The following is a 26,893-nucleotide window of genomic DNA, read 5'->3' as shown; positions in this document are numbered from 1 at the left end:
TTTACTGACCCGTGAACTCCGGGTCACGTTTCTCGACGAACGCGGTTGCGCCCTCCTCGTGGTCGTCGGTCGTGAAAGCGACGCCCTGTGCGGTGGCTTCGTTTTCGAGTGCCTGTTCCAGCGAACTGTCCAGACTCCGGTTGACCAGCCGCTTGGCGTGGCCGAGCGCGACCGTCGGTCCAGCGGCGATGTCCGTGACGAGTTCCGAAAACTCCGATTCGAACGTCTCCGCGTCGAACACCCGGGTAAACAGCCCGAGTTTTCCGGCCGCCTCGGCGTCCAGCAGTTCGCCGGTAAACAGCAGTTCCTTGGCCTTGTTCGGGCCGACGATTCGCGGAAGGAAATAGGAGACGCCGGAGTCACTCGCCAGTCCGACCTGGCGGAAGCCGAAGCCGATCTGGCCGGCAGTGCTCGCGACCTGTATATCACAGGCCAGCGCGAGACCGGCACCGGCACCGAAGGCGGGGCCGTCGATTTTTGCGACGACCGGGAGGGGGCAGCTGTGGACGGTCCGGATCGCTTCGTGGAGCGACGAGACCACCAGTTCGACTTGTGCGGCCGGTGGTCGGTCGTGCTTCACTCCCTGTAGCATTGCATTGATGTCCCCGCCGGCACAGAACGCCGGTCCCGCGCCCTCCAGTACGACACACCGGGCGTCGCTGTCGGTCACCGATTCGAACTGGGCAGTGAGTGCTTCGGCCAACTCCGCCGACAGAGCGTTTCGCGACTCCGGCTGGTTCAGCGTCACTGTGGCAATCCCGTCGTCGACAGACAGCGTCACTGTCGCATCTTCCATGTGGTGGCTCTCGACCGGCGGAAAGATAACAGTGGTGTCCGTCAGCGCCTGCCAGACCAACATCGTTGGGCAGTACCTTTTGCCCGGGCTAGTCCGTGTACTAGGTATGCGCCTGCACTGGCATCGCCGTGACCTCCGGGCGACGGACAACGCCGGCCTCGCCGCGGCGACCCCGTCCGACCCCGTTGTCCCGGTGTTCGTCTTCGACAGGGACGTTCTTGACCACGCCGGCCCGCCCCGGGTCGCGTTCATGCTGGACGCGCTCGACAGTTTGCGCGAGTGGTACCGCGACCGCGGCAGTGACCTCGTCGTCGCCGAAGGCGACCCCACGGCCGTCCTGCCGGACCTCGCAGCCGAGTACGGCGCGGAAAAAGTCACCTGGGGCAAAGACTACTCCGGGCTCGCACGAGAGCGCGACGCCGCCGTCCGGCAGGCGCTGGACGACGCGGACGTGGCGCGCGAGGCGGTCCAGAACGCCGTGTTGCACGAACCGGGCGAGATTACGACGAACGACGGCGACCCCTACAGCGTCTTCACCTACTTCGGCCGGAAGTGGCACGACCGAGAGAAAGCGACTCCCTACGAACCCCCGCCAGCCGACGAACTGGCTGATGTCGACGGCGACGCGCTCCCGACACTGGCCGACCTCGGCTTCGATGAGCCAGAGGCGGACGTGCCTGCGGCGGGGACCGACGAAGCGCGGGCCCTGCTCGATGACTTCCTCGCGGAGAACGTCTACGAGTACGAGGAGCGCCGGGACTTTCCGGCCGACGAGTGCACCTCGCGGCTCTCGGCTCACCTGAAATTCGGGACCATCGGCATCCGCGAAGTGTACGACCGCACCGAGGACGCCAAAGAGGGGACTGGCGGTGACCGACGGGAGTCAGTCCGGGAGTTCCAGTCCCAGCTAGCCTGGCGGGAGTTCTACACGCAGGTACTGTTCGCCCACCCGCACGTCGTCAGTTCGAACTACAAGTCCTACGAGAACCCTATCGAGTGGGAAAACGACGAAGAGCTGTTGCAGGCCTGGAAGGACGGCGAGACGGGCTATCCCATCGTCGACGCCGGCATGCGACAGCTCCGGGAAGAGGCGTACATGCACAACCGCGTCCGGATGATCGTCGCCTCCTTTCTCACCAAGGACCTGCTCATCGACTGGCGGCACGGCTACGAGTGGTTCCGGGAGAAACTGGTCGACCACGACACGGCCAACGACAACGGCGGCTGGCAGTGGGCGGCCTCCACAGGGACCGACGCTCAGCCCTACTTCCGTATTTTCAATCCGATGACACAGGGCGAAGACTACGACCCGGACGCCGAGTACATCAAGGAGTACGTCCCGGAACTGCGGGATGCCGCGCCGGAAATTATCCACGACTGGAACGACTGCTCGCTCACGCAGCGGCGCAATGCCGCGCCGGAGTATCCGGACCCGGTTGTCAAGCACAGCGACCGTCGCGAGCAGGCGCTGGCGATGTTCGAGCGGGCCAGGGGTGACGACTAGGATGGGAACATTCTGCTGTGCTGGACTCTTCTGAACACTTACACCAGCGCCGGAGCCGAGATGTGGCAGTGCAACAACGGACAGTTACGGTCCCGTCCCGCTGTCCTTGTAGAGTGATACCAAATGCCTCCTAAACGTTTAACAGGCAGCCGCGCGACACGTATTGATGGAGGCGTTTTCATATGCCCGAACATTCCAATCCCGAACTGCCACCGCTCCCGTACGACTACGACGCGCTGGAGCCACACATCTCCGAGCAGGTGCTCACCTGGCACCACGACACCCACCATCAGGGGTACGTAAACGGCCTCGAATCGGCCGAGGAGACGCTCGCCGAGAACCGCGAATCCGGTGACTTCGGTTCGAGCGCGGCCGCGATGGGCAACGTCACCCACAACGGCTGTGGACACTATCTCCACACGCTGTTCTGGGAGAACATGGATCCCAACGGCGGCGGCGAGCCGGAAGGCGAACTCCTCGACCGCATCGAGGAGGACTTCGGGTCCTACGAAGGCTGGAAGGGCGAGTTCGAAGCCGCCGCATCAGCCGCCGGCGGCTGGGCGCTGCTCGTGTACGACCCCGTTGCCAAGCAACTGCGCAACGTGCCGGTCGACAAACACGACCAGGGCGCGCTCTGGGGCTCCCATCCAATCCTCGCGCTCGACGTCTGGGAGCACTCCTACTACTACGACTACGGCCCCGCTCGCGGCGACTTCATCGACGCCTTCTTCGAGGTTGTCGACTGGGACAAGGCCGCTGAAGAGTACGACAAGGTCGTCGGCCGCGTCGAATAAGGGGCGACACTCGACGTTTTTTCGCGGATGTGTTGAGAGTCCGAGTGACGTCTGTGCCGATAGCGGTTTCTCCGGCGTTAATATCTAACGCCGCCGACAAAAAATATCGGCGTGACTGGAGCAGACTACGGAACAGCAAGGTTACGGGAGGATATAGTTTTATAAGATGTGAATCAGTGGTAAGTGGTATGAGTCGCGATACCAATCGGCGAGCGTTCATGAAGCGCACTGGGGCGATAGGCACCGTGGGTCTGCTTGGTGGGTTGGCAGGCTGTTCAACCGAACAGACTGACGGTGGCGGCGGCGACGGCGGTGATGGTGGGATGACCGGTACCGGGACCGACTCGGGTGGCGACAGCGGCCCGGAATCGCCGGACGTGCTGATGGTCGTCGGCTATCCACAGAGCGGTGTGCAACTGTTCAAGGACTTCTACGCCGACTACGGCGACGACGCTGCTGACATCCTCGTCACCGACGGACTGCAGGACGGCGAGCTACCGAGTAACGTCGGCGACGATATGTCGAACGTCCGCGGCACGGCCCCGTCGGCGGCCGGTCCCGGAGTCGATACGTTCACGGAGCAGTTCACCTCCGAGTTCGACTACGACGAGGCCGGCGTGTTCACATCACAGGCCTACGATGCGACAGCGGTCCAGATTCTCGCCAACCTGCTGGCCGGGGAAAACGACGGACAGGCCGTCCGAGATCATATGCGTGTCGTCGCCAATCCGGGCGGCGACACGTACGGCCCCTCCGAACTGCCAGCGGCCGTCGAAGCGGCCGCCGCGGGCGAGAACATTCAGTACGAGGGGGCTTCGAGCGCGGTCGACTTCGACGAAAACGGGGACATGGCCTCGGCGCAGTACCAAGTCTTCGGCTTTCAGGACGGTGGGGGCGTCGATACGCTCAACACCGTCGACTTCGACGCGGGCGACGACATCCCGCAGCCGGAACCGAACGGCTCCGGGAGCGACCCCGGACGAACGGTCCGGTTCGGTGTGCTGATGCCCGAGACCGGCGATCTCGGGCCGCTCGGCAGGCCGATCCGCGACGGGGCGATCCTCCCGGCCCTGCAACTCGAAGGCGAGGTCGACTTCGAGTTCGATTACCAGGTCGGTGACACCCAGACCCAGGCACAGGCGGGCATCGACGCGGCCAACTCCCTCGTCAGCGATGGATATCCGTCGATTACCGGAGCGGCCAGCTCCGAAACGTCGATACAGGTCGCCAGAAATGTGCTCGTCGACAGTGGTGTCGTCGGCTGTTCGCCAGCGTCCACGTCGCCGACGATTACCGACCTCGAAGACAACGACTACATGTTCCGCACCCCGCCCAGCGACGCGCTGCAGGGACAGGTTCTGGCGCAAGTCGGTGTGGACGAGCTCGGTGCCGCAACCGCATCGACGCTGTACGTGAACAACAGCTACGGCCAGGCACTGCAGGAGGCGTTCGCCGGCGCGTTCGAAGCAGAAGGCGGGACCATCGTCAACCAGGTCGGCTTCGAGCAACAGCAGTCCTCCTACACGTCCGAAATCAACAGCGCGATGAACCAGTAACGGGGCCGCAACCGCTGTCCCGTTTTATCCGCCGAGGAAGTCCTGTCGCACCTGCTCGTCGTTGAGGAGAACCGTCCCCTCGTCCTCGTAGCGGTTCTGTCCCTGGACGAGGACGTAGCCCCGGTCACACCGCCGGAGCGCTTCCTTGGCGTTTTGCTCGACCATCAGAATCGCCGTCCCGTCGTCGTTAATGCGGTCGATACGGTCGAACATATCGTCGACGAGGTCCGGGGCCAGCCCGGCGGAAGGCTCGTCGAGCAACAGCAGGTCAGGGTCGAGCATCAGCGCCCGCCCCATGGCGAGCATCTGCTGTTGGCCGCCCGACAGCGTCCCAGCCGACTGGTCGGACCGCTCCCGAAGAATGGGGAACCGCTCGTACACGTCCTCGATGCGGTCTTCTGGGACTTCATCGAGGATGTACGCGCCCATTTCGAGGTTCTCGCGCACGCTCAGCGAGCCGAACACGTTGCCGGTCTGGGGGACGTAGCTGATTCCCTCGTAAATGATTTCGTCGGGATTGCGCCGGCTGATGTCGGTCCCGTCGAAGATGACGTCCCCGCCCATGTACGTCGTCAGGCCGAAGACGGATTTCATCACCGTCGACTTGCCGGCTCCGTTCGGGCCGACAATGACGACGTACTCGCCGTCCGCAACGTCCATGTGGACGTCGCTGAGGACCTGCAGGTCGCCGTAGCCTGCATCGAGGTTCCGGATGGCGAGGAGTCGCTCGGCTGGGTCAGGGAGCGTGACAGCCTCGGACTCCGTCGCGCGCTGGCTCATACGTCACCTCCCAGATACGCCTCCAGTACCCGCTCGTCCGACGTGATAGTCTCGGCGTCCCCTTCGGCGAGGACGCTCCCCTGGTGCATGACGATGATGTGTTCGCAGTTGTTCATGATGACGTCCATGTCGTGTTCGACGAGCAGGAAGGTCAGCCCCTGCTCCCGGCGGAGTTCGTGAATCCGCTCCAGCAGTTTCTCCTCCAGCGTCGGGTTGACGCCGGCCAGCGGCTCGTCCAGCAGAATCATCTCGGGGTCGGTCATCAGGACCCGCGCCATCTCCAGCAGTTTCCGCTGACCACCGGAGAGATTGCCGGCGTTCTCGTGGGCGAGGTGGTCGATCTCGAAGAACTCCAGCGTCTCCCACGCGCGGTCCCGGACGGCCGCCTCGTCCTTGATTACGTCCCCGCGCAGTCCCGGCGTCACCGAGCGAACGACGGATTCTCCGACTTGTCCACCCGGTGCGAGCATCACGTTCTCCAGGACCGTCATCTCGGACAGTTCACGGGCGATCTGGAACGTCCGGACCAGTCCCTGGTTTGCGAGTGTGTACGGCGGGAGCCCGGTAATGTTCTGGCCGTCGAAGGTGACCCGGCCACCAGTTGGCTCGTGAATGCCGGTGATACAGTTGAACGTCGTCGACTTGCCGGCCCCGTTCGGGCCGATGAGGCCGGTGAGCGACCCCTCTGCCACGGAGAACGTCGCCCCGTCGACCGCGACGACGCCGCCGAACTCCTTGCGGAGGCCGTCGACTACGAGCAGGGGAGAGTCAATAGCGTCGCTCGTGACGGCCGTTTCCCGTTGCTCTGCGACGTCGGGCTCACTCATCGGCCTCACCTCCGGACCCGGACTGCGGTCTGTCCAGACTCACGCTCGTTGCGGGTTCGTTCCGGTGGCCGAGCAGCCCATCTGGCTGGTTCTGGATGATGTATATCAGGACGACGCCGATGAGCACGAACCGGAGCGTGCTGACGTTGCTAATGGTGTATGCGAGGAGGGGGAGCGGGTCAAGTGACGCGAACCCGGCGACCGCGTCGACGATGTTGCCGGGTGCGCGAGTGCCGCCCAGCGAGACGTTCTCCCCCAGCCGCGCCGGCAGATAGAACAGCAGTCCGGAGAACGTCGCCGCCCCGACGATACTGCCGGTGTTGGACCCGGAGCCGCCGATGATGAGGGCCGCGAACACGTAGAACGTGATCGTCGGTCTGAACTGCTGGGGGCTGACGTAGCCCGCCTGTCCGCGGAACAGGACGCCGGCCAGCCCCATCAGCGCGCAGCCAATCATGAACGTCTTGATTTTGAACTGGCGGGTATCCTTGCCGAGTGACTGAGTCACGGTTTCGTCCTCGCGGATCGCCTTCAGCACGCGACCGAACGGCGAGTTCGTGATGCGGGCGAGCACCCAGTAGCTCCCGGCCACGACTAGCAGGAGGAGTATTCCGTACGTGAGATTCGCCAGGTTCGGCCCGGAGACGCCGACGCCCTCCGCGGCGGTTACGATCGGCTGCCCGACGCCGTTGATGAGCGTCGCCGCCACGTCGTTCGCGGACTTGAACGAGATGCCGGTCGCGCCGCCGGTGCCGACCGGCACCCCGAACAGTGAGAACTCGGCGAGGCCGCTCCAGTTGACGACAAGTCGGATTATCTCCGAGAACGCGACTGTCACGATAGCGAGGTAGTCCGCTTTCAGTCTGAGCGCCGGGAGCGCCGCAAGACCGCCGACGATAGCGGCCATAACCATACCGCCGATGAGGCCGACCCACAGCGGGAGGCCGAGCCCAGGGACCGCCCCGGCGGCCGGGTCAGTTGGCGCAGTGAGAATCGCCGTGGTGTACGCGCCGACGGCCATGAACCCCGCAATGCCGATGTTGAACAGGCCAGTGTACCCCCACTGGAGATTCAGTGCCAGCGCGAGGATTGCGTAGCCGCCGATGAGTACGGTCACGCTGCCGATGAAGCCGGCGGCGAGGTTCGCCCAGTTCGCCCCGCCGACAGCGATTGCCAGCACGAGCATAACGGCCCAGATACTGGCGATGAAGCCGACGACCAGCCCCACGTCCGGGAGCGCGTCCAGACGGTCTCGAACAGTGTCAACAGTACTCATGCTGTCGACACCCCCCCGAAGATGCCGGACGGGCGCAACAACAGGACGACGATGAGCACCAGGAACGCGGAGGCCCGCGTCAGCCCGGACGGCAGCCAGATCAGGGCCAGGCTATCGACCAGCCCGATGAGGATCCCACCGGCCATCGCCCCGTATATCGAGCCGATACCGCCGACGATGACAGCGGCGAAGATGAGCAGGAGCAGAATCCAGCCGAAGTTGAACGATATCGTGCCGCTTTCCAGCACGAGCAGGTAGCCACCGATGCCCGCCAGACCGCCACCGAGAATCCAGGTGAGCCGGATCACGCGCTCGGTCGGAATCCCGGTCACGCGTGCGAGGTCCTCGTTGTCGGCCATCGCCCGCATCGCTTTGCCGAGCTTCGTCCGCTGTAGCAGCAGGTGGACGCCGAGCATCAACAGGAGCGACACCACCAGGAGGGTGATTTCGTTGTCGGTGACCGAGATCATCGAGAACACCGTCACTCGGAGCCCGCCGCTTGCGACCCCGCTGGTCTGTGTTCCAAAGACGAACGCGATGAGGTATCGCAATGCGAGTGCGACACCGATTGACGCGATCAGCAAGGAGATGTTGTCCGTATCGCGCATGGGGCGATAGGTGAGTCGGTCGATGAGTAACACGATACCGATTGACCCGACCCCGGCGACGACGAGACCGAGAAGCACCGGAACGAACGTCGAAACGGTACTCAACTGCCGTCCAGAGTTGAGCATGAATAGTTCTGCGATCGGGGCACCGGTCCCGAGACCGGCGGTGATGTACGCGGCGACCCACCCCAGGAACGCCCCCACCGTCACTGTGTCCCCGTGTGCGAAGTTGGCGAAGTCGAGGATGCTGTACGTCATCGACAGGCCGATTCCGGCGAGGCCGACCGCCAGTCCGACGAGCAGTCCGTCCACCACCATCGAGAGCAACGAGCCCACGGTGAGGGACCCCCCCAGTAACCTGGTCCCGAGGAAGAACACGGTTGTCCCAGCGAGCTTTGCAACTAAATCCAGCAAGAGGAAGCCACTTACGGCGGCCACCACCGCTGCCCCCGGCCGGTCACCCATCACCACGCGGCCGTCTCTTGCGAACTCAGCAATTCCCATAGGTTACCGTTCGTTGGACCCTCCTGTCTAAATAACCCACCGGAAATTCGTGCGAAATAACCGTGTAGAAGCCAGGACACCGCTGTCAAAACAGGAATCGCCCCCTCCCATGGTCGCGTGTCAAGCGAGAGATTAGTGATACCACGGTACAGACTGGCGAATAGAGCCACTTCGAACCCAGCGCGGATCATGAATTCGAGCGCCCGCAGAGCGCGCGCCACCAGTTTCGGTCACCACCGCTTCGAGTCGTACCCGTACCGAGAAATCACCGGACACCGGCAGGATACTGGCTGAGAACGGTGCTATTCACAGCGCTTTTATGCGGTCCATCGATGATATACGACAGATGGTACGCCTGGTCGTCGCCAGTCTCGTGCTGGTTCTCCTGCTGGGGAGCGGTGCCGCGCCGCTGGCGATGTCACAGCCGGCCGACGAGAGCGTCGGCGTCCAGACGCCCGACAGGTTCGACCGGACGACGTTCCAGGTCACGCTGTATCAGAACGGGTCAGCCGAGTGGGCAATCGTCCACAGGACCCCGCTCGAAAACGACACCGACCAACAGCAGTTCGAGGAGTTCGCCGAGGCGTTCGAGCAGACGGAGCAACCGCTGTACCAGAATTTCGTCGAGCAGTCGACGCTGCTGACACAGTACGGGACGAACGTGACTGGCCGGAACATGAGTGCGACCAACTACGACCGGTCGGCATCGGTCGACCCGCTCCAGAACACCGGCACGGTTCGGATGTCGTTCCGCTGGCATAACTTCGCTGTCGTCGAGGGCGACTCCATCGTGGTCAGCGACGTGTTCGACGGCGGGTTCTACATCGGGTCGAGCCAGTCGTTCGTCTTCGAGCGCGGCCCCGAACTGGCATTCGTCAATGTCAAGCCGGAACCTGACTCACAGAGTACCCCGGACTCGCTCAAAAACAGCGAGAGCGTTACGTGGAACGGCGAGCAGTCGTTCAACGACCGCCGGCCCTACGTGGAACTGCAACCGCGCGAAACCGGGCAGAGCGCTGGTACTGAGCAGCGCACCACGGCTGGCGGTGATACACCTTCCGAGGCCGCCGGCGGGCCATCGTGGATGCTCCCGGCCGCCATCGTCGGTCTCATTGTCGTCGCCGGTGGCGTGGCCGCGTGGCGGTCCGGCGCGCTGGGACAGGTCCTGGGAACCGACAATGACGAACCACCCGCTGCGTCACCGTCGGCCGCTACGGACACGGAGCAGTCGTCGACGGCTCCGCCGGGCGATGCGGCGGCCACCGACACACCAGACGAACCGGCCGTCCCCGACGAGGAACTGCTCACCGACAGCGACCGCGTCCGCAAACTGCTTGAGGAAAACGGCGGCCGAATGAAACAGGTCGACATCGTCGACAGCACCGACTGGTCGAAGTCGAAGGTGAGCATGCTCCTCTCGGACATGGAGGACGACGGCGACATCTCGAAGCTCAGAGTCGGCCGCGAGAACATCATCAGCCTCGCCGGTCAGGAGCCCGACGCCGCTGGCTCGCCGTTCGACGACGAGTGAGACTGCCGGCTGTACGTCTGTACAGAACTCTGCCACTGTGAATACCGTGCCATAGTTACAGCCAACAGTATGAGGAACCAACACAGGGCGGGGCCGAAACGCAATGATTATACGTATCTCCTCGCTACGAATTTGTGTACGCTCCGTTGGTGTAGTCCGGCCAATCATATCACCCTCTCACGGTGATGACTAGGGTTCAAATCCCTGACGGAGCATTTCTCTGCGATTCGACGGATACACAGTTACCACGTTCTGTGACCGACAGTATTTGTGTCTCCCAGTCCAACCGGGCGGTATGCGCGTCGCGGTAGTCACCGTCGGAGACGAACTGCTCAGTGGCGAGACGGTCAACACGAACGCCGCGTGGCTGGGACAACAGCTCGCGCAGCGTGGCGTCACTGTCGGCCGCACGACGGTCGTCCCCGACGAGATATCGGATATCGCCCGCGTGGTCAACGAGTACCACGCGGAGTTCGACGCCGTCATCGTCACCGGCGGCCTTGGACCGACGCACGACGACAAAACCATCGAAGCCGTCGCCGCGGCGTTCGGCCGGGACGTCGTCGAGAGCGAGGACGCCATCGCGTGGCTGGAGGAACATGGCGGCTACACGCGCGAGGACCTGACCGACGGAACCGGCGAGGTGCCAGAGGGGTCCCGTGTCCTGCCAAACCACGAGGGCGTCGCGCCCGGCTGTGTCGTCGAGAGCTGTTACGTCTTACCGGGCGTGCCGGCCGAGATGAAGCGGATGTTCGAGGAGATTGCGGGTGAGTTCGCCGGCGAGCAGCGGTACGTTCGCACCGTCGACGCCGATGAGCCCGAGAGCGCGCTGCTGGATCGACTGGCGGAGGTACAGGAGCAGTTCCCGGTCAAGGTCGGAAGCTATCCCGGCGACCACGTAACCGTCCGGTTCGAGGGAACAGAGGAGGAGCTAGTCGAGGACGCGGCCGCGTGGTTCGGCGAACGCGTCGAGTCACCGACGGCGGAGTGACTACCGGTAGAGGTGGTTCAGCCAGAGAAACGTCAGGAGCAGGCCACCGAGCGTGATGACCGCGCCGGACGCGTTGATGATCCCTGTCTGAACGCCGCTCTGGAGTAGGACTGACATAGCTGTGCGTTCTTCGTGGGGTGGCTTGAAAGGCACGCTCCCGGGCCCCTTTTGCCGCGGGGTCGCCAAGAGGAAGCGAATGCGACGAATCGGTGTCGTGGTCAACCCCATCGCCGGGATGGGCGGCCGCGTCGGCCTCAAGGGCACTGACGGGAAAGTCGCGGAGGCGCGCCGCCGCGGCGCGGAGCAACGCGCACCGGATCGCGCACGGACTGCGCTGGAATCACTCGCCGAGGTGGAGACGGACGTGGAACTGCTCACGTACGGCGACCCGATGGGAGAGGGTATCGCTCGTGAGGCAGGGTTCGATCCGACGGTCGTCGGCGCTCCGGCGAGCGCTGACGAGACGACGAGCGAGGACACCCGACATGCGGTCCGGGCGTTCGTCGAGGCGGACGTGGACGCGATCCTGTTCGTCGGGGGCGACGGCACGGCCGTCGACGTAGCAACGACGCTTGACGACCTGGACGCGGACATTCCGATCCTTGGCGTCCCGGCCGGCGTCAAGGTGTACTCCTCCGTGTTCGGCGTGTCGCCGCGCGCGGCCGGGCGCATTGTGGCCCGCTTCTCCGAGACGGAGCGTGCGGAGGTCAACGATATCGACGAGGACGCCTTCAGAGGCGGGGAAGTGGTCACTGAACTCCGGGCTGTCGCGACGGTCCCCGTTGCCGACCAGCGCCAGTCGGCCAAGCAGTTGGGCGGCGGCAGCGTCGAGTCCCTCGCCGAGAGTCTGGCCAACGCCGTCGAAACGGGCGTCACGTACGTCCTTGGTCCGGGGAGCACTGTCGGCGCTATCAAGGAACAGCTCGGGTTCGACGGGACGACGCTCGGCGTGGACGTGTGGCGCGACGGAGAGGTGCTTGCCCGTGACGCCGCCGAGTCAGACATTCTCGACGCCCTCGGCGACCGAAACGTCATCGTGGTTTCGCCCATCGGTGGGCAGGGGTTCGTGTTCGGCCGGGGGAATCAGCAACTGTCACCGGCGGTCATCAGGCAGTGTGACCTCGAAGTCGTCGCCTCGCGGCGGAAACTGGACGGTATCGGGACGCTCCGGGTCGACACCGGTGACTCGGACCTCGACGAGGAACTGCGCGGCTGGCTGCGGGTCCGCATCGGCCGTCACGAGCGCCGACTCGTCGAAGTCGTCTAATCTGTATGGGCCTCCCCAGCCGAGAGACGTAAGCCATGATATATCGGCTCCGGTATTTTATCATGTATAGTCAAGATTAAGGTATCTCACGCCCCACAAAGGACATATGGAAACTCGGAAAGTCCAGCGATTGGGGCCGTCGACGCTCGCGATGACGTTGCCGGCGGAGTGGGCCAGTGCGCACGACGTCGAAAAGGGCGACGAGGTGTCGCTACGGATGGGCGGCAAAGGCACGCTGACAGTCATGCCCGAGTCCGTCCAGACCGAGGAATCAGAGGCTATCATCCACGCAGAGAACCTCGATGCCGCGTCTGTCGAGCGGGCCATCGTCGCCCAGTACGTGCTCGGACGGCGCGTCATCCACGTCGAAGCCCCGGAAGGCGAGACGCTGGAATCCTCTCACATTAACGCCGTCTACAACGCCGAAACCCAACTGATGGGCCTCGGCGTCATCGAGGAGACGCCGGACAGAATCGCGATTCGCTGCTCCGTCGACCCGGAGGACTTCACGCTCAACAACCTCCTCGAACGGCTGGAATCCACCGGCTCGACAATGCGAAACGAGGCGGTGAAATCCCTCGCCCACGGCAACCCCGACCTCGCTCAGCGGGCGCTCAACCGCGAGCGACAGGCCAACAAGATATTCGTCCTGCTGCTACGGCTCATCTTCACGGCCTACCAGAACCCCAACCTCGCGCGGGCTATCGGCCTCAACGACGGTTTCCCGCTCATCGGCTACCGCTCGATTGCGAAGAACCTCGAACTGACGGCGGACAACGCCGAGGACATCGCCGAGATCGCGCTAGAGACCGACGATCACTCGCTCAACGTCGACAGCTCGACGATGCGTCGCATCCGCGAGTTCACCGACCAGGTCAACGACATCACCGAACTTGCGGTCCAGGCGGCCGTCGACCGTAACTACGACACCGCGATCCAGGTCCGAGAGCTGTACAAGGACATCGGCGACAAGGAACACGAGATCCTCGATGACCTGCCGGAGATGGACAACGAGGCGCTGCTGGAAGTGCGTGAAGTGCTCGTCAGCCTCCAGCAGACCGCCGAGTTCGCGGTCCGGAGCGCCGAGATTGCGACGAACCTCGCGCTCAACGAGGAGTCCGAGCACACGACCATCGAGTGAGCACCGGCCACCGCCGACTCCCAGTTTCGGGTCATAGCGACAGCCCGGTTTTGACAATTCGTCGCCGCCCGCAATATCAGGTTCACTACAACGACAGGGAGTTGTGAAAAACGCGTGTCTCTTTGGGCTTCGAGTCGTAGTCCTCGTATGAAGCGCACTGTCGACCAATCGACTGCCGTTCACGTCGCAGTCAGAGAGGCCGTCGCGACGCTCGAGGACTGTCACCCTACCCAACTCGGGAGCCTCAGCCTAGTCGTCGACGGTGAACGACTGGACGCGGTGCTGGACGCCCCGCCAGAGGAGTTGCCGATGTTGTTCCAGTACTGTGGCTACACGGTATCAGTCGATGACACGGGGACGCTCTGTGTCGAGAACTGAGGGATAGTAAACTGGCAGTGCTGGCTACCCGAGCAGGCCGCCGTCGTCGGTTTCGGTCTCAGTCGCTGTCTCCGTCGGCGTCGCGGTTTCCGATTCTGTCTCCGTCTCGGTTGGCGTTGCGGTTTCCGTCTCAGACTCGCCGCCACCCAGTAGCCCGTCATCCGTCTCGGTCTCCGTCGGTGTCGGCGTCGGGGTTTCAGTTTCCTCGTCGCCGTCCGGTGACTCGTCGGCCGACCCGTTGTCGGGCTCAGCGCTCGTTCCGTTGCCGGTCGGGTACTGCGCTTTGTTGCCGAAGATATCCGTCTGGATCTCCTGTTGGTAATCGATAGCGTCCAGATCGACCCGGAACTGCTCCCCGCCGCCCTCCAGCACGAGGTAGAAATCGATGTAGAGGTCCGTCCGCTGGTTTCGCTGGAGGTGGGTCACCCACCAGCGGTCGAGGTTCCCGTTCTGGATAGCGGTGTTCGCTTCGAGTGTCGTCTCCTGGCCGGGGCTGAGGACGTAGCCACGGTCAGTCTCGCCCTCGCCGACGGTCACGTCGTTCATCCGGATGGTGTAACCGACTTTGGTGATCGTGTAGGGGTACGGCTTGGGGTTGTACACGTCGAACGCGAGGTTCAGCGGCGTCTCGGACTGGGTGAGGTTCTCCTGGTCCCACGCGCCGCGGGTCTCGTTGATGTAGATGACGGGGTCCGAGACAAGCGGCTGGTCCGCCTCGACGGGGCGCGTCTCGGTGGAGTTGAACTGGCTGAGGAGGTCCGTCTCGATGGTCCGCTCCTGGCTGAACGACACTGACCGGCCCCCGAGCGTTGAGGAGGTGACGGTAGCGTCGATACCGACCGTCGTCGTCTCGCCGTTGTCGATGTGGGTGACCCACCACGGCGGGATACGGTCGTTTTGCATCTCGGTGCTGAACGCGAGCGTCGAGTTGCCGGTCCCGAGGCCGATGCCCTGCCTGTCGCCCTGTGCCATCTCCACGCCGTTCATCGAGATGGTGTAATTGAGTCCGACACCGCCCAGCTGGACACCGACTGGGTTGGGGTTGGTCACGGTCAGGTTCGTCGCCACAGTAGTCGTATGGTTCGAGACACCTGCGAAGTGATTGTCCACCGACGCGACACTGGGCGTGCCCAGGACGCCGAGTGCGACGCTGCCCCCCGCGACAGCAGCGACTGCGACAACCAGCACGCCAACTATTTTCAACCGACCCATAGTTGCACATCCATCTCCCATGGGGAGGTATATGTCCTGTGGCCCCAGCCCGAATGAACTAAGTGGGCAACACCGAAAGCGTCGTACATGAGTTCCAAGGCGTCCAAAAGCGACATGGGGACGGGCCTGGCCCTGCTGTTCGGACTCGTCTCGGTCGGCGCGGCCGTAGTCACAGCAACCAACAGCTACAACTACGCGATTCTGCACGCACAGGAGCTTGAGACCGGCAATCTGCTCGTGACGTCCGGCGGCGCGTTCGGGCTCGCAATGCTGGCCGCGGCTGTGGCTATCGTGGCGATTCACGCCTACGACGCCTGACGCCTGGTATCAGCGGAGAGACTGTGAAGGGAACCGTTAAAAACGCTGAGACCCATTCTCTAGTATGGCCGATTACAGCGAGGAAGACCGACGCATTCTCGAATATCTCCGGGACAGCGTCTCGCGTGGAGAGAGCTACTTCCGCGCGAAGAACATCGCTGAGCAGCTCGGCCTCTCGTCGAAGCAAGTGGGAGCGCGGCTGCCACGCTTAGCTGAGGAGGCCGACGAAGTCGAGATCGAGAAGTGGGGACGGGCACGGTCGACGACGTGGCGCGTCACGCCGACCGGATAGCCGCTGCCGGGTTTTACGCACTGCGACAATCGGTGGATTCATCGGCCAGTAGTCCCGAGTACCTTCCATGACTGTCCGGGCCGAGCGAACGATGACTGTGCCGGCCACACCGGAGCGTGTCTGGGAATTCATCACTGACCCGGATAAACGGGCCCGGCCGATCAGCGTCGTCACAGACTGGGAAGTCATCGACGACACACACGCGAACTGGTCGATAGAACTCCCGATTCCGGTTGTCAGCCAGACGATGACGGTGAAAACCGAGGACGTCGAACAGCGCCGCCCGGAGTACGCCCGCTTCATCGGTCGCTCGAAAGTGATGACCGTCCAGGGCGAACACGAACTCGAAGAGACGGCCGACGGCGGCACGAAACTGACCAACCGGTTCATCGTCGACGGCAAGCTCCCGGGCGTCGAGCGGTTCTTCAAGCGGAACCTCGACGACGAGATGCAGAACCTCGAACAGGCGCTGCGGGACGACCTCGAAGTCGAAGCATGAGACTCACGCTTGCCCAGATAGACGTGTCGTCGGACGCGGTGGCAGAGAACGTCGGCCGCGCAACCACCGCCATCAAGGACGCGGCCGCGGACGGCGCGGACCTCGTCGTGCTCCCGGAACTGTTCAACGTCGGCTACTTCGCGTTCGACCGCTACGCCCGCGAAGCAGAGGGGCTGGAGGGCGAGACACTCACCCGAATCCGCGGCGTCGCCGCGGACAACGACGTGGCGGTGCTCGCCGGAAGTATCGTCGAGGACCTCGAAGCCAGCGCCGATAGCGGCTTCGACACGCCGGCTCCGGAGGGGATGGCGAACACCGCCGTGTTCTTCGACCGCGACGGGGAACGACAGGCGGTGTACCGCAAACATCACCTGTTCGGCTACGACTCGGCGGAGTCCCAACTGCTCGAAGCCGGCCGGAGGATTCCGACCGTCGACTTCGAGGGGTTCACCGTCGGCATTACCACCTGCTACGACCTCCGGTTCCCGAAGCTGTACCGCCATCTCGTCGACGAGGGGGTGACGCTGACGCTCGTCCCGAGCGCGTGGCCCTATCCCCGCGTCGAGCACTGGAAACTGTTCGGTCGCGCCCGTGCCGTCGAGAACCAACTGTACGTCGCCGCGGCGAACGGTGTCGGCCAGTTCGAGGACGCGGAACTGCTGGGTCGGTCAACGGTGTATGACCCGTGGGGAACGACGCTCGCCAGCGCCGACGACCACCCGGCGCTGGTGACTGCCACTCTCGACCCGGCTCGCGTCGACCAGGTCCGCGAGGAGTTCCCGGCGCTCGCGGACCGCCGGACGGACTGGTCGTAACTGCAGTCGCTGTTTTACAAAAAGCGGTTTTTGAGCGTTCGCCGTCGTTATGCCGCTCTCAGGACGAGTACGACCCGTATGGCTTCGCGAATCAGGGTCCTCGCTGTCGTCGGTCTCCTCCTCCTTGCCGGCTGTACCGGTATGGGTGGGAGCGGCGATGCGGGCGAGGCACAGGGCGGCGGTGACGGCGCACAGATGTCCAGCGGCGACGGCGGGTCGAGCCAACCCGTCGAAGCGGACTCCGAGGCGAACGCCGCGGATAGCGGGAATATTCAGGCCGGCGACGCGGCGGCTGACCGGGCCATCATCCGCAACGGTCGGATGGTGGTCGAAGTGGAGAACTACTCCACGACAGCCGACGCAATCGCTGCTCGGGCGCGCACGTCCGGCGGGTACGTGAGCGACTCCAACCGCGAACTCCACCGCAGCGACGGCGAGGCGTGGTACACCGGGTACACCGGGTACATCGTGGTCAGAGTGCCAAGCGAGGAGTACGAACCGACGCAGTCGATGGTGAGCGAGCAGGGGACGGTGCGCTCCGAGGAAACAACGACGAAAGACGTGACCGACAAACTGGTCGACCTCGAAGCGCGATTGACCAACCTCCGGGAGCGCCGCGACCGACTGCGGACCTTCTACGAACAGGCCAACAGCACGGCGGAACTGCTCCGCATCGAGGAAGAACTGTCGTCGGTCCAGAGCGACATCGAACGCCTCGAAGCACAGAAGCGCTCGCTCGAACAGCGGGTCGCCTATTCGACGCTGCGCGTCGAGATCCATGAGCCAGCGCCCGAGCCGTCGGCCCAGCAAGTGCCGTACCACGAGCGGTCGCTTGTCGCTGCGTTCCTCTCGTCAGTGACCGACGTGTACGTGTTCACTCGTGGGCTGCTGGTGACCGCCGCGAGTCTCGCTCCGTGGCTCGTCGTCCTCGCCGTCCCAGTCGTCGGTGGCCGACGGCTCCTTCGCGGTCGGTCGGTCCCGCTGCTGGGCCGACGTGGCGCGTCGGAACCCGCCACAGAAGACAGTGCCGGTGGAGGCGAAAGCGACGCCCCACAGCAGGAATCCACTGAGGAATCGGACATGGAGTCGCCAGACAGGGACGCGTAGCCGGAACCGAACACCGGGCCTTTTTTGCGTGTGCACTCGCTACGAGTAGCTGCCGGCAAGGCGCTTTTCACGTCGATGCCGGCGCTAACGCCCGTCTCGCTGCTCGGCCACTCGGCGTCGCTCGTCCGCCAAGGCTGTCCGGACAGCCTTTTCACTCCTCTCCCGGAGTCGATCCTTTCGCCTCTCCTCGTCTTTCGGATACTACCGACGAAGCGCTCCCGCTCAGCGGATAGTCCGACCAAGATTCCCAGCGAGCCACGCGAGCTACCGTGTGCGTTCCCGTTCAAGCGCTTCGCTGAAGTGTGCTGGTGTGATCTCCACTTCCTCAGCGTTCTCGGTGGCTTCTTCTGGTCCGTAGGCGGACGCGACCTCCCGGATAGCCAGCATTGACGCTTCGCGGACGACGGCCTCCAGCTCTGCGCCAGAGAAGCCGTCGGTCTTCTCGGCAAGGTCCTCGATATCGGTGTCAGCGGCGAGTGGCTTCCCGGCGGTGTGGACGGCGAGAATCTCCTCGCGGGCGTCACGGTCGGGGTTCGGGACCTCGACGTGCTGTTCGAGGCGACCCGGTCGCAGGAGCGCATCGTCGATCATGTCCCGGCGGTTAGTCGCAGCCAGCACGACCAGATTGGGGTTCTCGGTGATGCCGTCGAGTTCAGCGAGTAGCTGGGAGACGACGCGCTCGGTGACTTCGTTGCCCTGACCGCGGTGGCTGGCGATGGCGTCTATCTCGTCGAGGAAGATGATGCTCGGCGCGGTCTGGCGGGCGCGTTCGAACAGTTCCCGGACCGCTTCCTCGCTCTCGCCGACGTAGCGGTCCATGATTTCGGGGCCGGCGACGTGGATGAAGTTCACGTCGCTCTCGCCGGCGACGGCCCGAGCGAGCAGGGTTTTGCCGGTCCCCGGCGGGCCATAGAGTAGAATGCCGCTTGGCGGGTCGGTGTTCGTCGCGGTGAACAGTTCACCGTACGACAGCGGCCACTCGATGGTCTCGGTCAGCGTCTGCTTGACCTCGGCCAGCCCGCCCACATCGTCGAAGGTCGCCGTCGGCGACTCGGCGACGTACTCCCGCATCGCACTGGGGTCGACCGTTGCAAGCGCGGTCTCGAAGTCGTCCTGATGGACGTCGCCATCATCGCGGTCGGTCCGGAGCGCGGCCATCGCGGCCTCAGTAGTCAGTGATGCGAGGTCAGCCCCGACGAAGCCGTGGGTCTGTGCGGCGATCCGGTCCAGATCCACGTCGTCGTGCAGCGGCATGTCCCGCGTGTGGACGTCCATAATCTCGCGGCGGCCGTGTTCGCCGGGGACGCCGACTTCAATCTCGCGGTCGAAGCGGCCACCGCGGCGCAGCGCCGGGTCGATGGCGTCGACGCGGTTCGTCGCGCCAATGACGACGACGCGGCCCCGGTCTTCGAGGCCGTCCATCAGCGTGAGCAACTGGGCGACGACCCGGTTCTCCATGTCGGCGTCCTCGTCGCGAGAGCCGGCGATGGAGTCGATTTCGTCGACGAAGAGGATAGCTGGCGCGTTCGCCTCCGCCGTCTCGAAGGCCTCCCGGAGCCGCTCCTCGCTCTCGCCCTTGTACTTGGAGACGATTTCGGGGCCGGAGATAGTGTCGAAGTAGGCGTCGACCTCGTTTGCCACCGCTCGCGCGATAAGGGTCTTCCCCGTCCCGGGCGGGCCGTGGAGCAACACGCCGCTGGGCGGGTCGATACCCAGACGGCGGAACTCCTCGGGCTCCGAGAGGGGCATCTCTATCATTTCACGGATACGATCCAGTTCCTCGTCGAGGCCGCCGATGTCCTCGTAGCTCACCCCCGATTCCGTCTCGGCGGTCGGTGTGTTCGCCGTTGTTGCCTCACCGGACGACGACTGGCCCGCATCGCTGCCACCGTCGAGGCCCGGCAGCACAGTCACTGCCGTCGTGCCGGTGACGCGAACCGGCCCCGAGGGAGAGGTCTTGCGAACGAGGAACGTGCCCAGCCCTTCGATGTGGGTCCGCTCGTCGGCCTGGATTATCTGGTCGACCAGCCGCTTCCTGACCAGGCTCTCGTAGTCCTCGCTGCCCGGTATCGGTTCGACCGACTGGACGGCGATCTCAGTGGCCTCGGAGACCGACCCGCTGGTCACTGTAACCGTGTCGCCGATGTTGACCCCGGCGTTCGCTCTGGTGTCTGAATCGATGCGGACGAAGGAGCCGTCGTCGTCCGCGGGCCAGACCTTCACGACGGTTCTGTCGTCGCCTTCGATGATGACGGGCGACCCGCTCAACACCCCGAGTTCGGTCCGTGCGGACTCCGGTAGTCGTGCGATACCGCGCCCGGCGTCGCGCTTGTTCGCACCCTCGACGGTGAGTTCGACACCGGCGTCAGTGGACCCGCTCATGCCGCCTTCTTGCAATCCGACTCCCTTGAGGGTTCCCGTTGTGTTGCGGGAAAATAATATACGGTCGGCCGTCGGAATTTCAGGTATGGTTGTCCAAACCGAGCGAGACGAGGTCACTTGGTACAAGTGCGAGACCTGTGGCCTGATGTTCGACGACCAGAGCGACGCGCGCCAGCACGAGGAGAACTGTGACGACGAAGACCCGTCCTACATCCAGTAGCGGCCCTCGCCCTCGCAGTCACGCCACCCACACCACAGGCATCACGCCTCGACGATCTCGAAGCTCCGCTCGCCGAGTTCGTCTTCCTCGAAGACGAACACGCGGCCGTTCGTTACGTCGTAGTCCACTTCCACTTTCGTCCGCATCTGATTGTCCCGGACCGTGACGCCGGGGAACAGTTCGTCCTCCTCGCCGTCGTCGAGGATGACCCGTCCGACGCCTGTCTCTTCGAGAATATCGTCGTGGGTCCGGAGGTCGTTGACGTACACGAGGATGCCCGACGTCTCCGTCTCGTCGGTAATCAGGACGTGTGTGTCTTTTCCCGGCGCAGTCTGGATACTCCCTTCGACCGCCGTTGGGACGCCGTGATAGAACGCCTGGCGGCCGTCGAGGTACTCCACGACGACGCCGTCCTCGGTCAACTCGACCGAGACGGTGTCCGGTGCGATGTCCGACCGGTTGCTCATACCGGCCCTTCCGGCGGCGCGCTCAAAAGTGACGCGTTGTCCGTTTCAGCCGACCGGTCGGTTCCCAACCCCTTGGACGGGGTGCGAAAGGGACTAGTGACTCGCCTGTCTCCGTCGCAACATGACGAAGACCCTCGTCGTCGGACTCGACGGAGCGAGCTGGGAACTGCTCGACCCGTGGATCGAGGCCGGCGAGCTCCCGAATCTGGCCGCGCTGCGGGACACCGGCACCTGGGCGGGGACGCAGAGCTGTCTGCCGCCGGTGACGTTCCCGAACTGGAAGTGCTACTCCTCGGGCAAAGACCCGGGCGGGTTCGGCGTCTTCTGGTTCGAGAACGTCGACCTCGCCGCGGGCGAGATCAACGTGATGAACGGCGGCGACTACGACACCGCCGAGCTGTGGGACTACCTCAACGACGAGGGGCAGTCGGCCGGTGTCGTCAACATGCCGACGATGTACCCGCCGCGGGACATCGACGACCTCGTCGTCGCCGGGGGTCCGGACGCCGTCGAGGGCGAATACCGGTCGATCAGCTCCGGCTACACCTCGCCGCCGGAACTGGCCGACGAACTCGAATCACGGTTCGATTACAGCGTCCACCCGGACCCGCTGCTGTCCTCGAACGACGAGCGCGGCGCGGAAGTCGAGGCCATTCTGGACCTGCTAGAGAAGCGCTTCGAGGTGGCGACGACGCTCATGGACGAGCGGGACCTCGATTTCGTCCACGTCACGCTGTTCTATCTCAACGTCCTGCATCACTTCTTCTGGGACGACGAGCCCAGTCTGCGCGCGTGGCAACTGGTCGACGAGTGGGTCGGCCGGCTCGACGACCGCGAGGACCTGAACCTCGTCCTGATGTCCGACCACGGCTGTGACGCGACCCAGACGGAGTTCTACATCAACGAGTGGCTGGCCGAGAACGGCTACCAGGTCCGGGATACGAGCGTCGACGCCGTGCTCACTCGAATCGGGCTCGACCGCGAGAACCTGCTCGCGGTCGCAAAGCGGGCTGGACTGGTCGACACACTTGCCCGCGTCGTCCCCGAGTCCATCCAGCAACTCGTCCCGCAGCGCGACGGCGTCAAACGGGACCGCAAGCTCGAAGCCATCGACCTGGAACAGACGAAGGTCGTCGCCAGCGGGCAGGGGCCGGTGTACATCAACCCCCGGTTCGACGTAGAATCGGTCCGTGAGTCGCTCATGGCCGACCTCCGCGAGGTAGAAGACGAGCACGGCCCGCTGTTCACGGACGTCTACAGAGGCGAGGACGTGTACAACGGCCCCTACGTCGACGCCGGCCCGGAGGTCGTCGTCGACCAGCGCCCGGGCGTCCACGTCAACGACGGCATCGGCGGCGGGACCGTCCAGAGCGGCCCCGACCGCTGGGCGGCCGAGAACACGCCCTACGGCATCTTCGCCGCCAGCGGGCCGGACTTCGAGCCGCAGGGCGAACTCGACAGAATCAGCATTCTCGACATCGCGCCGACGGTGCTGGCCGCCCACGGCTGTGCGGTGCCGACGGACATGCGCGGCGAGGTCCTCCCGGTGTTCCCCCAGGACCCCGCTGTCGGCGAGCGTGCCCCACTCAGTATCGAGGACGCCCTCGGAAGCGACGACGGCGACGCCGTCGAAGACCGGCTGAAACAACTGGGATACATGGAGTAGGTCCGTCTATGAGTTCGACCGGCGTTCAAATGAGTGAACCCAATGGGATAAGTAGCCGCTCCCGATACACACCGGTATGGTTAGCATCGATCTGAACAACAGCCAGCGAACAATGCTTACGACGCTGGTAAACAGGTATCAACAGACCGGTGAGGCAGTTACCGGCGAGACAATCGCGGAGGAGATCGACCGGAACCCCGGAACGGTACGGAACCAGATGCAGAGTCTGACCTCGCTGGGACTCGTCGAAGGCATTCCCGGCCCGACGGGCGGGTACAAGCCGACGTCCGAGGCCTTCGACGCAATCGACCGCCAACAGATAGACGAGGCCGAGAGCGTCGTCGTTGCCCACGACTACGAGCGCGTCGACGTCACCGTCGAGGAAATCAACTTCACGAACGTCCACGACCCGGAGAAGTGCCGTGCCCGGTTCCACCTCCAGAGCTCGGTGCAGGACTTCAGCGAGGGACAGGCCGTCATTCTCGGGCCGACGCCAATCTCGAAGCTCGTCGTCGCCGGGACGGTTGTCGCCGTCGACGAATCGAACAGCGAAATCCTCCTCGACGTCGCGAAGATCGAAGCGCCTGTGGAAGAACCGGAGAAATAAGCGGTCCGTGCGGCCACGCGGCGTGTCGTAGCTCTTTCAGGGGTCGACGCGGTCGATCCACAGCGTCGGCGTCTCTATCTCGTCTTCGGTGGGGAGGGTGTCCGGCGAGTCCCAGACGCGCCCGGCCGCAGCGACGCCGCGGGCGTCGGCGACCGTGTCGAAGAACGCCTTCCCGCGCTCGTACTGCTGGCGCTTCATCCCGAGGCCGAGCAGCCGGCGCATGAGCGACGCGATGGGGCCACGCCCCTGCCGGCGCTCGTCGACTTTTCGGCGCAGGTCGTCGTACTCGTCGTCGAAGGCGCGGTCCATCAGCAGTTCCGCGTACCCCTCGACGGCGGTCATCGTGGTGTCGAGTTCGCCCAGCGTCGTCCGGTCGATGTTGCCGTCGGTGAGGTTGTCGATGGCGTCCTCCATCGCCGTTTCGAGGTGGTCGGACAGCCACGGGGCCGCGCCGAACTCCGCCGCGTGGGTGACCTCGTGGAACGCGATCCAGCGGCGGAAGCGGTCCCGCTCGACGTTCAACTGGTCGGCGACCCGATGGATGTTGGGGCGCACGAAGTACAGCGCGTGGGCGTCGTTGTCCGCGAGCAGGACGGGGTCGTACTGACCCAGGACGTTGTTCCCCAGAAACGAGAGCGCAACGGCCATCGATCCGGTGTTGACGACGCGGGCGATGCCGGGGATGTACTCGGCCTGCTGTTCAATCGGCTCCATCACGCGGCTGAACGTGGCGACGTTGGCGTCAATCCAGTGGTGGCGGTTCTGGATCTCGACGGTTTCGGGCAGGTCGAAGGCGAGTTCGCCGACCTCCCGGACGCGATCTCTGGCGTCCCGAACGTCGGTGGCGTAGCCGTCGCGTTCGGGCGTCTCGACGGTGAGGTCGCCCGTGTCCGTCGCGCCCTTCGCGGCGTCGGCGACGGCACTCCAGTCGATGGGGCCGTCACCGGTCGCACCGGCGACAGCCTGAACGCTGTGGTATATTCCCATACGTCTGAAATGTGGCCGGAGAAAATAGGCCTTCTCCCTGTGAAAACGACCACCGGCGTTCGGTTCGTGGCCTTGCTGTGGAGTTGGACGGCGTCTTACAGCGGGAGCAAGGCGAAAGCCCACCCCTTCAGGGGTGTGGATGAAGCCGACAACCCGGCAGCTTCGCCTGTAGCCTCACTCAGCCGGAGTTTTATAACCGGTGACACCGTATGCATGACCATACCGAGGCGGATCAGCCGCCCAGATAAACGGATAATATCGGGATTCAGGCCACGCTACGTCCAAAAGAATCCCTTTCGGGCCGCTGGCTGTGGATTCCGACACACGGTAACTCTGAATCCCCATACCGGGGATAGGAGTAACGGCGGCTTGGCCCCGCCAGGAGTCCGGTCATGCCGACCTGGCTACAAACCTGAAACTCCCAACCTAGCGGTGCGGTGCCGCGGGAATCCCGCGCCTTCAGGCGTGGGAGGAGGTCAAAGGGCTTCGTCGCTGTCGTCGCCGTCTGACCCACCGAGGTACAGACGCAGGACGACCGCGACGAGCCCGACGGCACCGAGTACCGCGAGCGCGAGGCGACCGACGTTACGGCCACCGTCAGCCTCAGCGTCCGTTTCGTTGGTCGTCTCGCTCGTCCGGGACCGGGACCACCGCGAAGTGCGCTCCGATTTTTCGTCATCGTCCGAGGAACTGAACGGAGCGTTCGCAGTGAACTCAGCGCCGTCGAGATGCAGTTCGAGGAGAGTGAATTCGGCCATACTGACAGTTCGACGCCGTGACTCTTAGCCGTGGCGGTACCAGAGCCACGGTGGGACGGTCCCAGACCACGTGCCGTCCGCTGTTTTCATGACCACGGGGTGATTATCCCGCATATGGACACACGACGACGCGAGTTCCTGGAATCGCTTCTGACGACGCCCGGCCCGTCGGGGTACGAGGCCGACAGCCAGCGGGTGTGGCTCGACTACGTCAGCGAGTTCGCCGACGAGGTCCGAACGGACGACTACGGCAACGCCGTCGCGAAGGTCGAAGGTGGCGACACGACCGTCGCGCTCGCGGGCCACGGCGACGAAATCGGCTTCATCGTCCGGGACCTCACCGACGACGGCTTCGTCAAACTGGGCCGCATCGGCGGCTCGGACAAGACCGTCTCGCGCGGGCAACACGTCACCATTCACACGGCCGACGGGCCGGTATCGGGCGTCGTGGGCCAGACCGCGATTCACCTCCGGGATTCGGACGACGACTCCGTGCCGGAGATCGCCGAACAGCACGTCGACGTGGGGGCCGAGGACGGTGACGAGGTGGAATCACTCGTCGACCGCGGCGACCCGGTGACGTTCGTCCAGACGCTGAGCGAACTGGAGAACGGCCGCCTCGCGGCCCGAGGAATGGACAACCGTATCGGCATCTGGGCGGCCGCTGAGGGGCTTCGGCGCGCGGCGGAGGCCGGTGCGGACGCGACGGTGTACGCCGTCTCCACGGTGCAGGAGGAGGTCGGCGTCCAGGGGGCGAAGATGGTCGGGTTCGATCTCGCGCCGGATGTCGCTATCGCCGTTGACGTGACCCACGCGACGGACTCGCCGGGTTCGCCGGGCAAAGCCGACACCGGCGTCGAACTCGGTGCGGGACCGGTCGTCGCTCGCGGGAGCGCGAACCATCCGGTCGCCGTCGACGCTCTCCGAGAGACCGGCAAAGAGGAGGACATCGACATTCAGTTGCAGGCGACGGGCAGCAGGACCGGAACCGACGCGGACGCCTTCTACACTTCTCGGGGTGGGATTCCGTCGGTCAACGTCGGACTGCCGAACCGCTACATGCACACACCGGTTGAGGTCATCGACCCCGACGACCTCGACGTGCTCGCAGACCTGCTGGCCGGCTTCGCCGTCCGAGCGGCCGACCGAGCGCCCTTTAGCGTCGACGTGTAGGGAAGCGGACCGGCCTCGCGCGTGCCACCATACAAACGGTACGTTTAAGCGCCCGTCACTATCCAAACCGTACATGAGTGGACGACCGCTGGATGTACTCGAAGCGTCCCTCGGTGAGACAGTCACCGTACAGCTGAAGGGTGGCGAAATCTTCGAAGGGGAACTCACCGGCTACGACCAACACATGAACCTCGTCGTCGAGGATGAAGACACAACGATTATACGCGGCGATAACGTCGTCTCAATTACTCCATGACTGGCGCAGGAACTCCGAGTCAGGGCAAGAAAAACACCACGACACACACGAAGTGTCGCCGGTGTGGCGAAAAGTCGTATCACACGAAAAAGAAGGTCTGCTCGTCGTGCGGTTTCGGCAAGTCGGCCAAGCGGCGTGACTACGAGTGGCAGTCGAAAGCGGGCGAATAACACACTCAACA

The 26,893-nt window shown here is 64.3% G+C and carries 29 protein-coding genes and 1 tRNA gene; 20 read left to right on the top strand and 10 right to left on the bottom strand.

Annotated elements, in window-relative coordinates; genetic code table 11:
* Window position 1: 1 nt before the first annotated feature.
* Window positions 2–859, bottom strand: coding sequence for an enoyl-CoA hydratase/isomerase family protein (locus HAH_RS07155; protein WP_014040309.1), 858 nt, complete (start codon window positions 857–859; stop codon window positions 2–4).
* A 43-nt stretch (window positions 860–902) separates the two neighbouring features.
* Between HAH_RS07155 and HAH_RS07150 the strand changes: the two genes are divergently transcribed.
* The 3 genes from HAH_RS07150 (at window position 903) to HAH_RS07140 (ending at window position 4,650) form a co-directional block, all read left to right on the top strand.
* A complete protein-coding gene (locus HAH_RS07150; RefSeq protein WP_014040308.1) occupies window positions 903–2,300 on the top strand; it encodes a cryptochrome/photolyase family protein in 1,398 nt (465 codons plus the stop codon).
* A gap of 182 nt (window positions 2,301–2,482) precedes the next feature.
* Entirely contained in the window at window positions 2,483–3,094 is a 612-nt protein-coding gene (gene sod / locus HAH_RS07145; protein ID WP_008309249.1) for a superoxide dismutase, read from the top strand.
* A gap of 188 nt (window positions 3,095–3,282) precedes the next feature.
* Entirely contained in the window at window positions 3,283–4,650 is a 1,368-nt protein-coding gene (locus tag HAH_RS07140; protein WP_014040307.1) for an ABC transporter substrate-binding protein, read from the top strand.
* Window positions 4,651–4,674: 24 nt separating this feature from the next.
* Here the strand turns inward: HAH_RS07140 and HAH_RS07135 are convergent, their stop codons facing one another.
* From HAH_RS07135 to HAH_RS07120, 4 genes are read right to left on the bottom strand one after another with little or no spacing between them, the layout of a single operon-like run.
* Complete coding sequence (locus tag HAH_RS07135; protein WP_014040306.1) at window positions 4,675–5,430, bottom strand: ABC transporter ATP-binding protein; 756 nt, start codon at window positions 5,428–5,430, stop codon at window positions 4,675–4,677.
* Complete coding sequence (locus HAH_RS07130; protein ID WP_014040305.1) at window positions 5,427–6,257, bottom strand: ABC transporter ATP-binding protein; 831 nt, start codon at window positions 6,255–6,257, stop codon at window positions 5,427–5,429. The genes HAH_RS07135 and HAH_RS07130 overlap by 4 nt, the downstream gene beginning before the upstream one ends.
* Window positions 6,250–7,533: a branched-chain amino acid ABC transporter permease gene (locus tag HAH_RS07125; protein ID WP_014040304.1), complete on the bottom strand. Its 1,284-nt coding sequence runs from the start codon at window positions 7,531–7,533 to the stop codon at window positions 6,250–6,252. The genes HAH_RS07130 and HAH_RS07125 overlap by 8 nt, the downstream gene beginning before the upstream one ends.
* A complete protein-coding gene (locus tag HAH_RS07120) occupies window positions 7,530–8,645 on the bottom strand; it encodes a branched-chain amino acid ABC transporter permease (RefSeq protein ID WP_014040303.1) in 1,116 nt (371 codons plus the stop codon). Before HAH_RS07120 ends, HAH_RS07125 begins: the two co-directional genes overlap by 4 nt.
* 319 nt (window positions 8,646–8,964) lie before the next feature.
* On the opposite strand from HAH_RS07120, the gene HAH_RS07115 reads away from it, so the two are divergent.
* The 6 genes from HAH_RS07115 (at window position 8,965) to HAH_RS07090 (ending at window position 13,953) form a co-directional block, all read left to right on the top strand.
* Window positions 8,965–10,176, top strand: coding sequence for a helix-turn-helix transcriptional regulator (locus HAH_RS07115; RefSeq protein WP_014040302.1), 1,212 nt, complete (start codon window positions 8,965–8,967; stop codon window positions 10,174–10,176).
* A gap of 140 nt (window positions 10,177–10,316) precedes the next feature.
* Window positions 10,317–10,391, top strand: a tRNA-Glu gene (locus HAH_RS07110).
* 80 nt (window positions 10,392–10,471) lie between these two features.
* Entirely contained in the window at window positions 10,472–11,167 is a 696-nt protein-coding gene (locus tag HAH_RS07105; protein ID WP_008309260.1) for a competence/damage-inducible protein A, read from the top strand.
* 196 nt (window positions 11,168–11,363) lie between these two features.
* A complete protein-coding gene (locus tag HAH_RS07100; RefSeq protein WP_014040301.1) occupies window positions 11,364–12,434 on the top strand; it encodes an ATP-NAD kinase family protein in 1,071 nt (356 codons plus the stop codon).
* A 106-nt stretch (window positions 12,435–12,540) separates the two neighbouring features.
* Entirely contained in the window at window positions 12,541–13,575 is a 1,035-nt protein-coding gene (locus HAH_RS07095; RefSeq protein ID WP_004592822.1) for a phosphate uptake regulator PhoU, read from the top strand.
* Between the two features lie 147 nt (window positions 13,576–13,722).
* Window positions 13,723–13,953, top strand: a complete 231-nt coding sequence (locus tag HAH_RS07090) for a HalOD1 output domain-containing protein (RefSeq protein WP_014040300.1) — start codon at window positions 13,723–13,725, stop codon at window positions 13,951–13,953.
* Between the two features lie 24 nt (window positions 13,954–13,977).
* Here HAH_RS07090 and HAH_RS07085 read toward each other — a convergent pair whose 3' ends face one another.
* Window positions 13,978–15,165, bottom strand: a complete 1,188-nt coding sequence (locus tag HAH_RS07085; RefSeq protein WP_049826654.1) for an LEA type 2 family protein — start codon at window positions 15,163–15,165, stop codon at window positions 13,978–13,980.
* Window positions 15,166–15,279: 114 nt separating this feature from the next.
* Here HAH_RS07085 and HAH_RS07080 point away from each other — a divergent pair, with 114 nt between their 5' ends.
* The 5 genes from HAH_RS07080 to HAH_RS07060 all read left to right on the top strand — a co-directional run bounded on the left by HAH_RS07080 (window position 15,280) and on the right by HAH_RS07060 (window position 18,196).
* On the top strand, window positions 15,280–15,483 hold the full coding sequence (locus HAH_RS07080; RefSeq protein WP_004961543.1) for a hypothetical protein: 204 nt from the start codon (window positions 15,280–15,282) through the stop codon (window positions 15,481–15,483).
* A gap of 64 nt (window positions 15,484–15,547) precedes the next feature.
* Complete coding sequence (locus HAH_RS07075) at window positions 15,548–15,775, top strand: DUF7123 family protein (RefSeq protein WP_004592831.1); 228 nt, start codon at window positions 15,548–15,550, stop codon at window positions 15,773–15,775.
* A gap of 67 nt (window positions 15,776–15,842) precedes the next feature.
* Window positions 15,843–16,274 carry an SRPBCC family protein gene (locus HAH_RS07070; protein ID WP_008309269.1) on the top strand — a complete coding sequence of 144 codons (432 nt, stop codon included), beginning with the start codon at window positions 15,843–15,845 and terminating at the stop codon, window positions 16,272–16,274.
* Window positions 16,271–17,089 carry a carbon-nitrogen family hydrolase gene (locus HAH_RS07065; RefSeq protein WP_014040298.1) on the top strand — a complete coding sequence of 273 codons (819 nt, stop codon included), beginning with the start codon at window positions 16,271–16,273 and terminating at the stop codon, window positions 17,087–17,089. The genes HAH_RS07070 and HAH_RS07065 overlap by 4 nt, the downstream gene beginning before the upstream one ends.
* A 78-nt stretch (window positions 17,090–17,167) precedes the next feature.
* Complete coding sequence (locus HAH_RS07060; protein ID WP_014040297.1) at window positions 17,168–18,196, top strand: DUF4349 domain-containing protein; 1,029 nt, start codon at window positions 17,168–17,170, stop codon at window positions 18,194–18,196.
* A 264-nt stretch (window positions 18,197–18,460) separates the two neighbouring features.
* On the opposite strand, the gene HAH_RS07055 is transcribed toward HAH_RS07060, so the two are convergent.
* On the bottom strand, window positions 18,461–20,578 hold the full coding sequence (locus HAH_RS07055) for an AAA family ATPase (protein WP_014040296.1): 2,118 nt from the start codon (window positions 20,576–20,578) through the stop codon (window positions 18,461–18,463).
* An 85-nt stretch (window positions 20,579–20,663) separates the two neighbouring features.
* Between HAH_RS07055 and HAH_RS20285 the strand changes: the two genes are divergently transcribed.
* Window positions 20,664–20,798, top strand: coding sequence for a DUF7128 family protein (locus HAH_RS20285; protein ID WP_004517924.1), 135 nt, complete (start codon window positions 20,664–20,666; stop codon window positions 20,796–20,798).
* 41 nt (window positions 20,799–20,839) lie between these two features.
* Here the strand turns inward: HAH_RS20285 and HAH_RS07045 are convergent, their stop codons facing one another.
* On the bottom strand, window positions 20,840–21,265 hold the full coding sequence (locus tag HAH_RS07045) for a DUF5796 family protein (protein ID WP_008309277.1): 426 nt from the start codon (window positions 21,263–21,265) through the stop codon (window positions 20,840–20,842).
* 121 nt (window positions 21,266–21,386) lie between these two features.
* Between HAH_RS07045 and HAH_RS07040 the strand changes: the two genes are divergently transcribed.
* Entirely contained in the window at window positions 21,387–22,931 is a 1,545-nt protein-coding gene (locus HAH_RS07040; protein WP_014040295.1) for an alkaline phosphatase family protein, read from the top strand.
* A 76-nt stretch (window positions 22,932–23,007) separates the two neighbouring features.
* The gene (locus HAH_RS07035; RefSeq protein WP_023843253.1) at window positions 23,008–23,538 is read left to right on the top strand and encodes an Rrf2 family transcriptional regulator; all 531 of its coding nucleotides are present in this window, start codon (window positions 23,008–23,010) and stop codon (window positions 23,536–23,538) included.
* 36 nt (window positions 23,539–23,574) lie between these two features.
* On the opposite strand, the gene HAH_RS07030 is transcribed toward HAH_RS07035, so the two are convergent.
* Together HAH_RS07030 and HAH_RS07025 are read right to left on the bottom strand one after the other, a co-directional pair.
* Window positions 23,575–24,525 carry a zinc-dependent metalloprotease gene (locus HAH_RS07030; RefSeq protein ID WP_014040293.1) on the bottom strand — a complete coding sequence of 317 codons (951 nt, stop codon included), beginning with the start codon at window positions 24,523–24,525 and terminating at the stop codon, window positions 23,575–23,577.
* 476 nt (window positions 24,526–25,001) lie between these two features.
* A complete protein-coding gene (locus HAH_RS07025) occupies window positions 25,002–25,283 on the bottom strand; it encodes a hypothetical protein (protein ID WP_014040292.1) in 282 nt (93 codons plus the stop codon).
* Between the two features lie 114 nt (window positions 25,284–25,397).
* Between HAH_RS07025 and HAH_RS07020 the strand changes: the two genes are divergently transcribed.
* The 3 genes from HAH_RS07020 (at window position 25,398) to HAH_RS19090 (ending at window position 26,882) form a co-directional block, all read left to right on the top strand.
* Window positions 25,398–26,456, top strand: coding sequence for a M20/M25/M40 family metallo-hydrolase (locus HAH_RS07020; protein ID WP_014040291.1), 1,059 nt, complete (start codon window positions 25,398–25,400; stop codon window positions 26,454–26,456).
* Between the two features lie 73 nt (window positions 26,457–26,529).
* A complete protein-coding gene (locus HAH_RS07015) occupies window positions 26,530–26,712 on the top strand; it encodes an LSM domain-containing protein (RefSeq protein ID WP_004592851.1) in 183 nt (60 codons plus the stop codon).
* Window positions 26,709–26,882, top strand: coding sequence for a 50S ribosomal protein L37e (locus HAH_RS19090; RefSeq protein ID WP_004517916.1), 174 nt, complete (start codon window positions 26,709–26,711; stop codon window positions 26,880–26,882). The genes HAH_RS07015 and HAH_RS19090 overlap by 4 nt, the downstream gene beginning before the upstream one ends.
* Window positions 26,883–26,893: the final 11 nt, after the last annotated feature.

The organism is Haloarcula hispanica ATCC 33960, assembly GCF_000223905.1.
Lineage (GTDB): Archaea > Halobacteriota > Halobacteria > Halobacteriales > Haloarculaceae > Haloarcula > Haloarcula hispanica.
The sequence above is the reverse complement of the archived record's forward strand: the minus strand, read 5'-3'. Positions and strand labels throughout refer to the sequence as shown.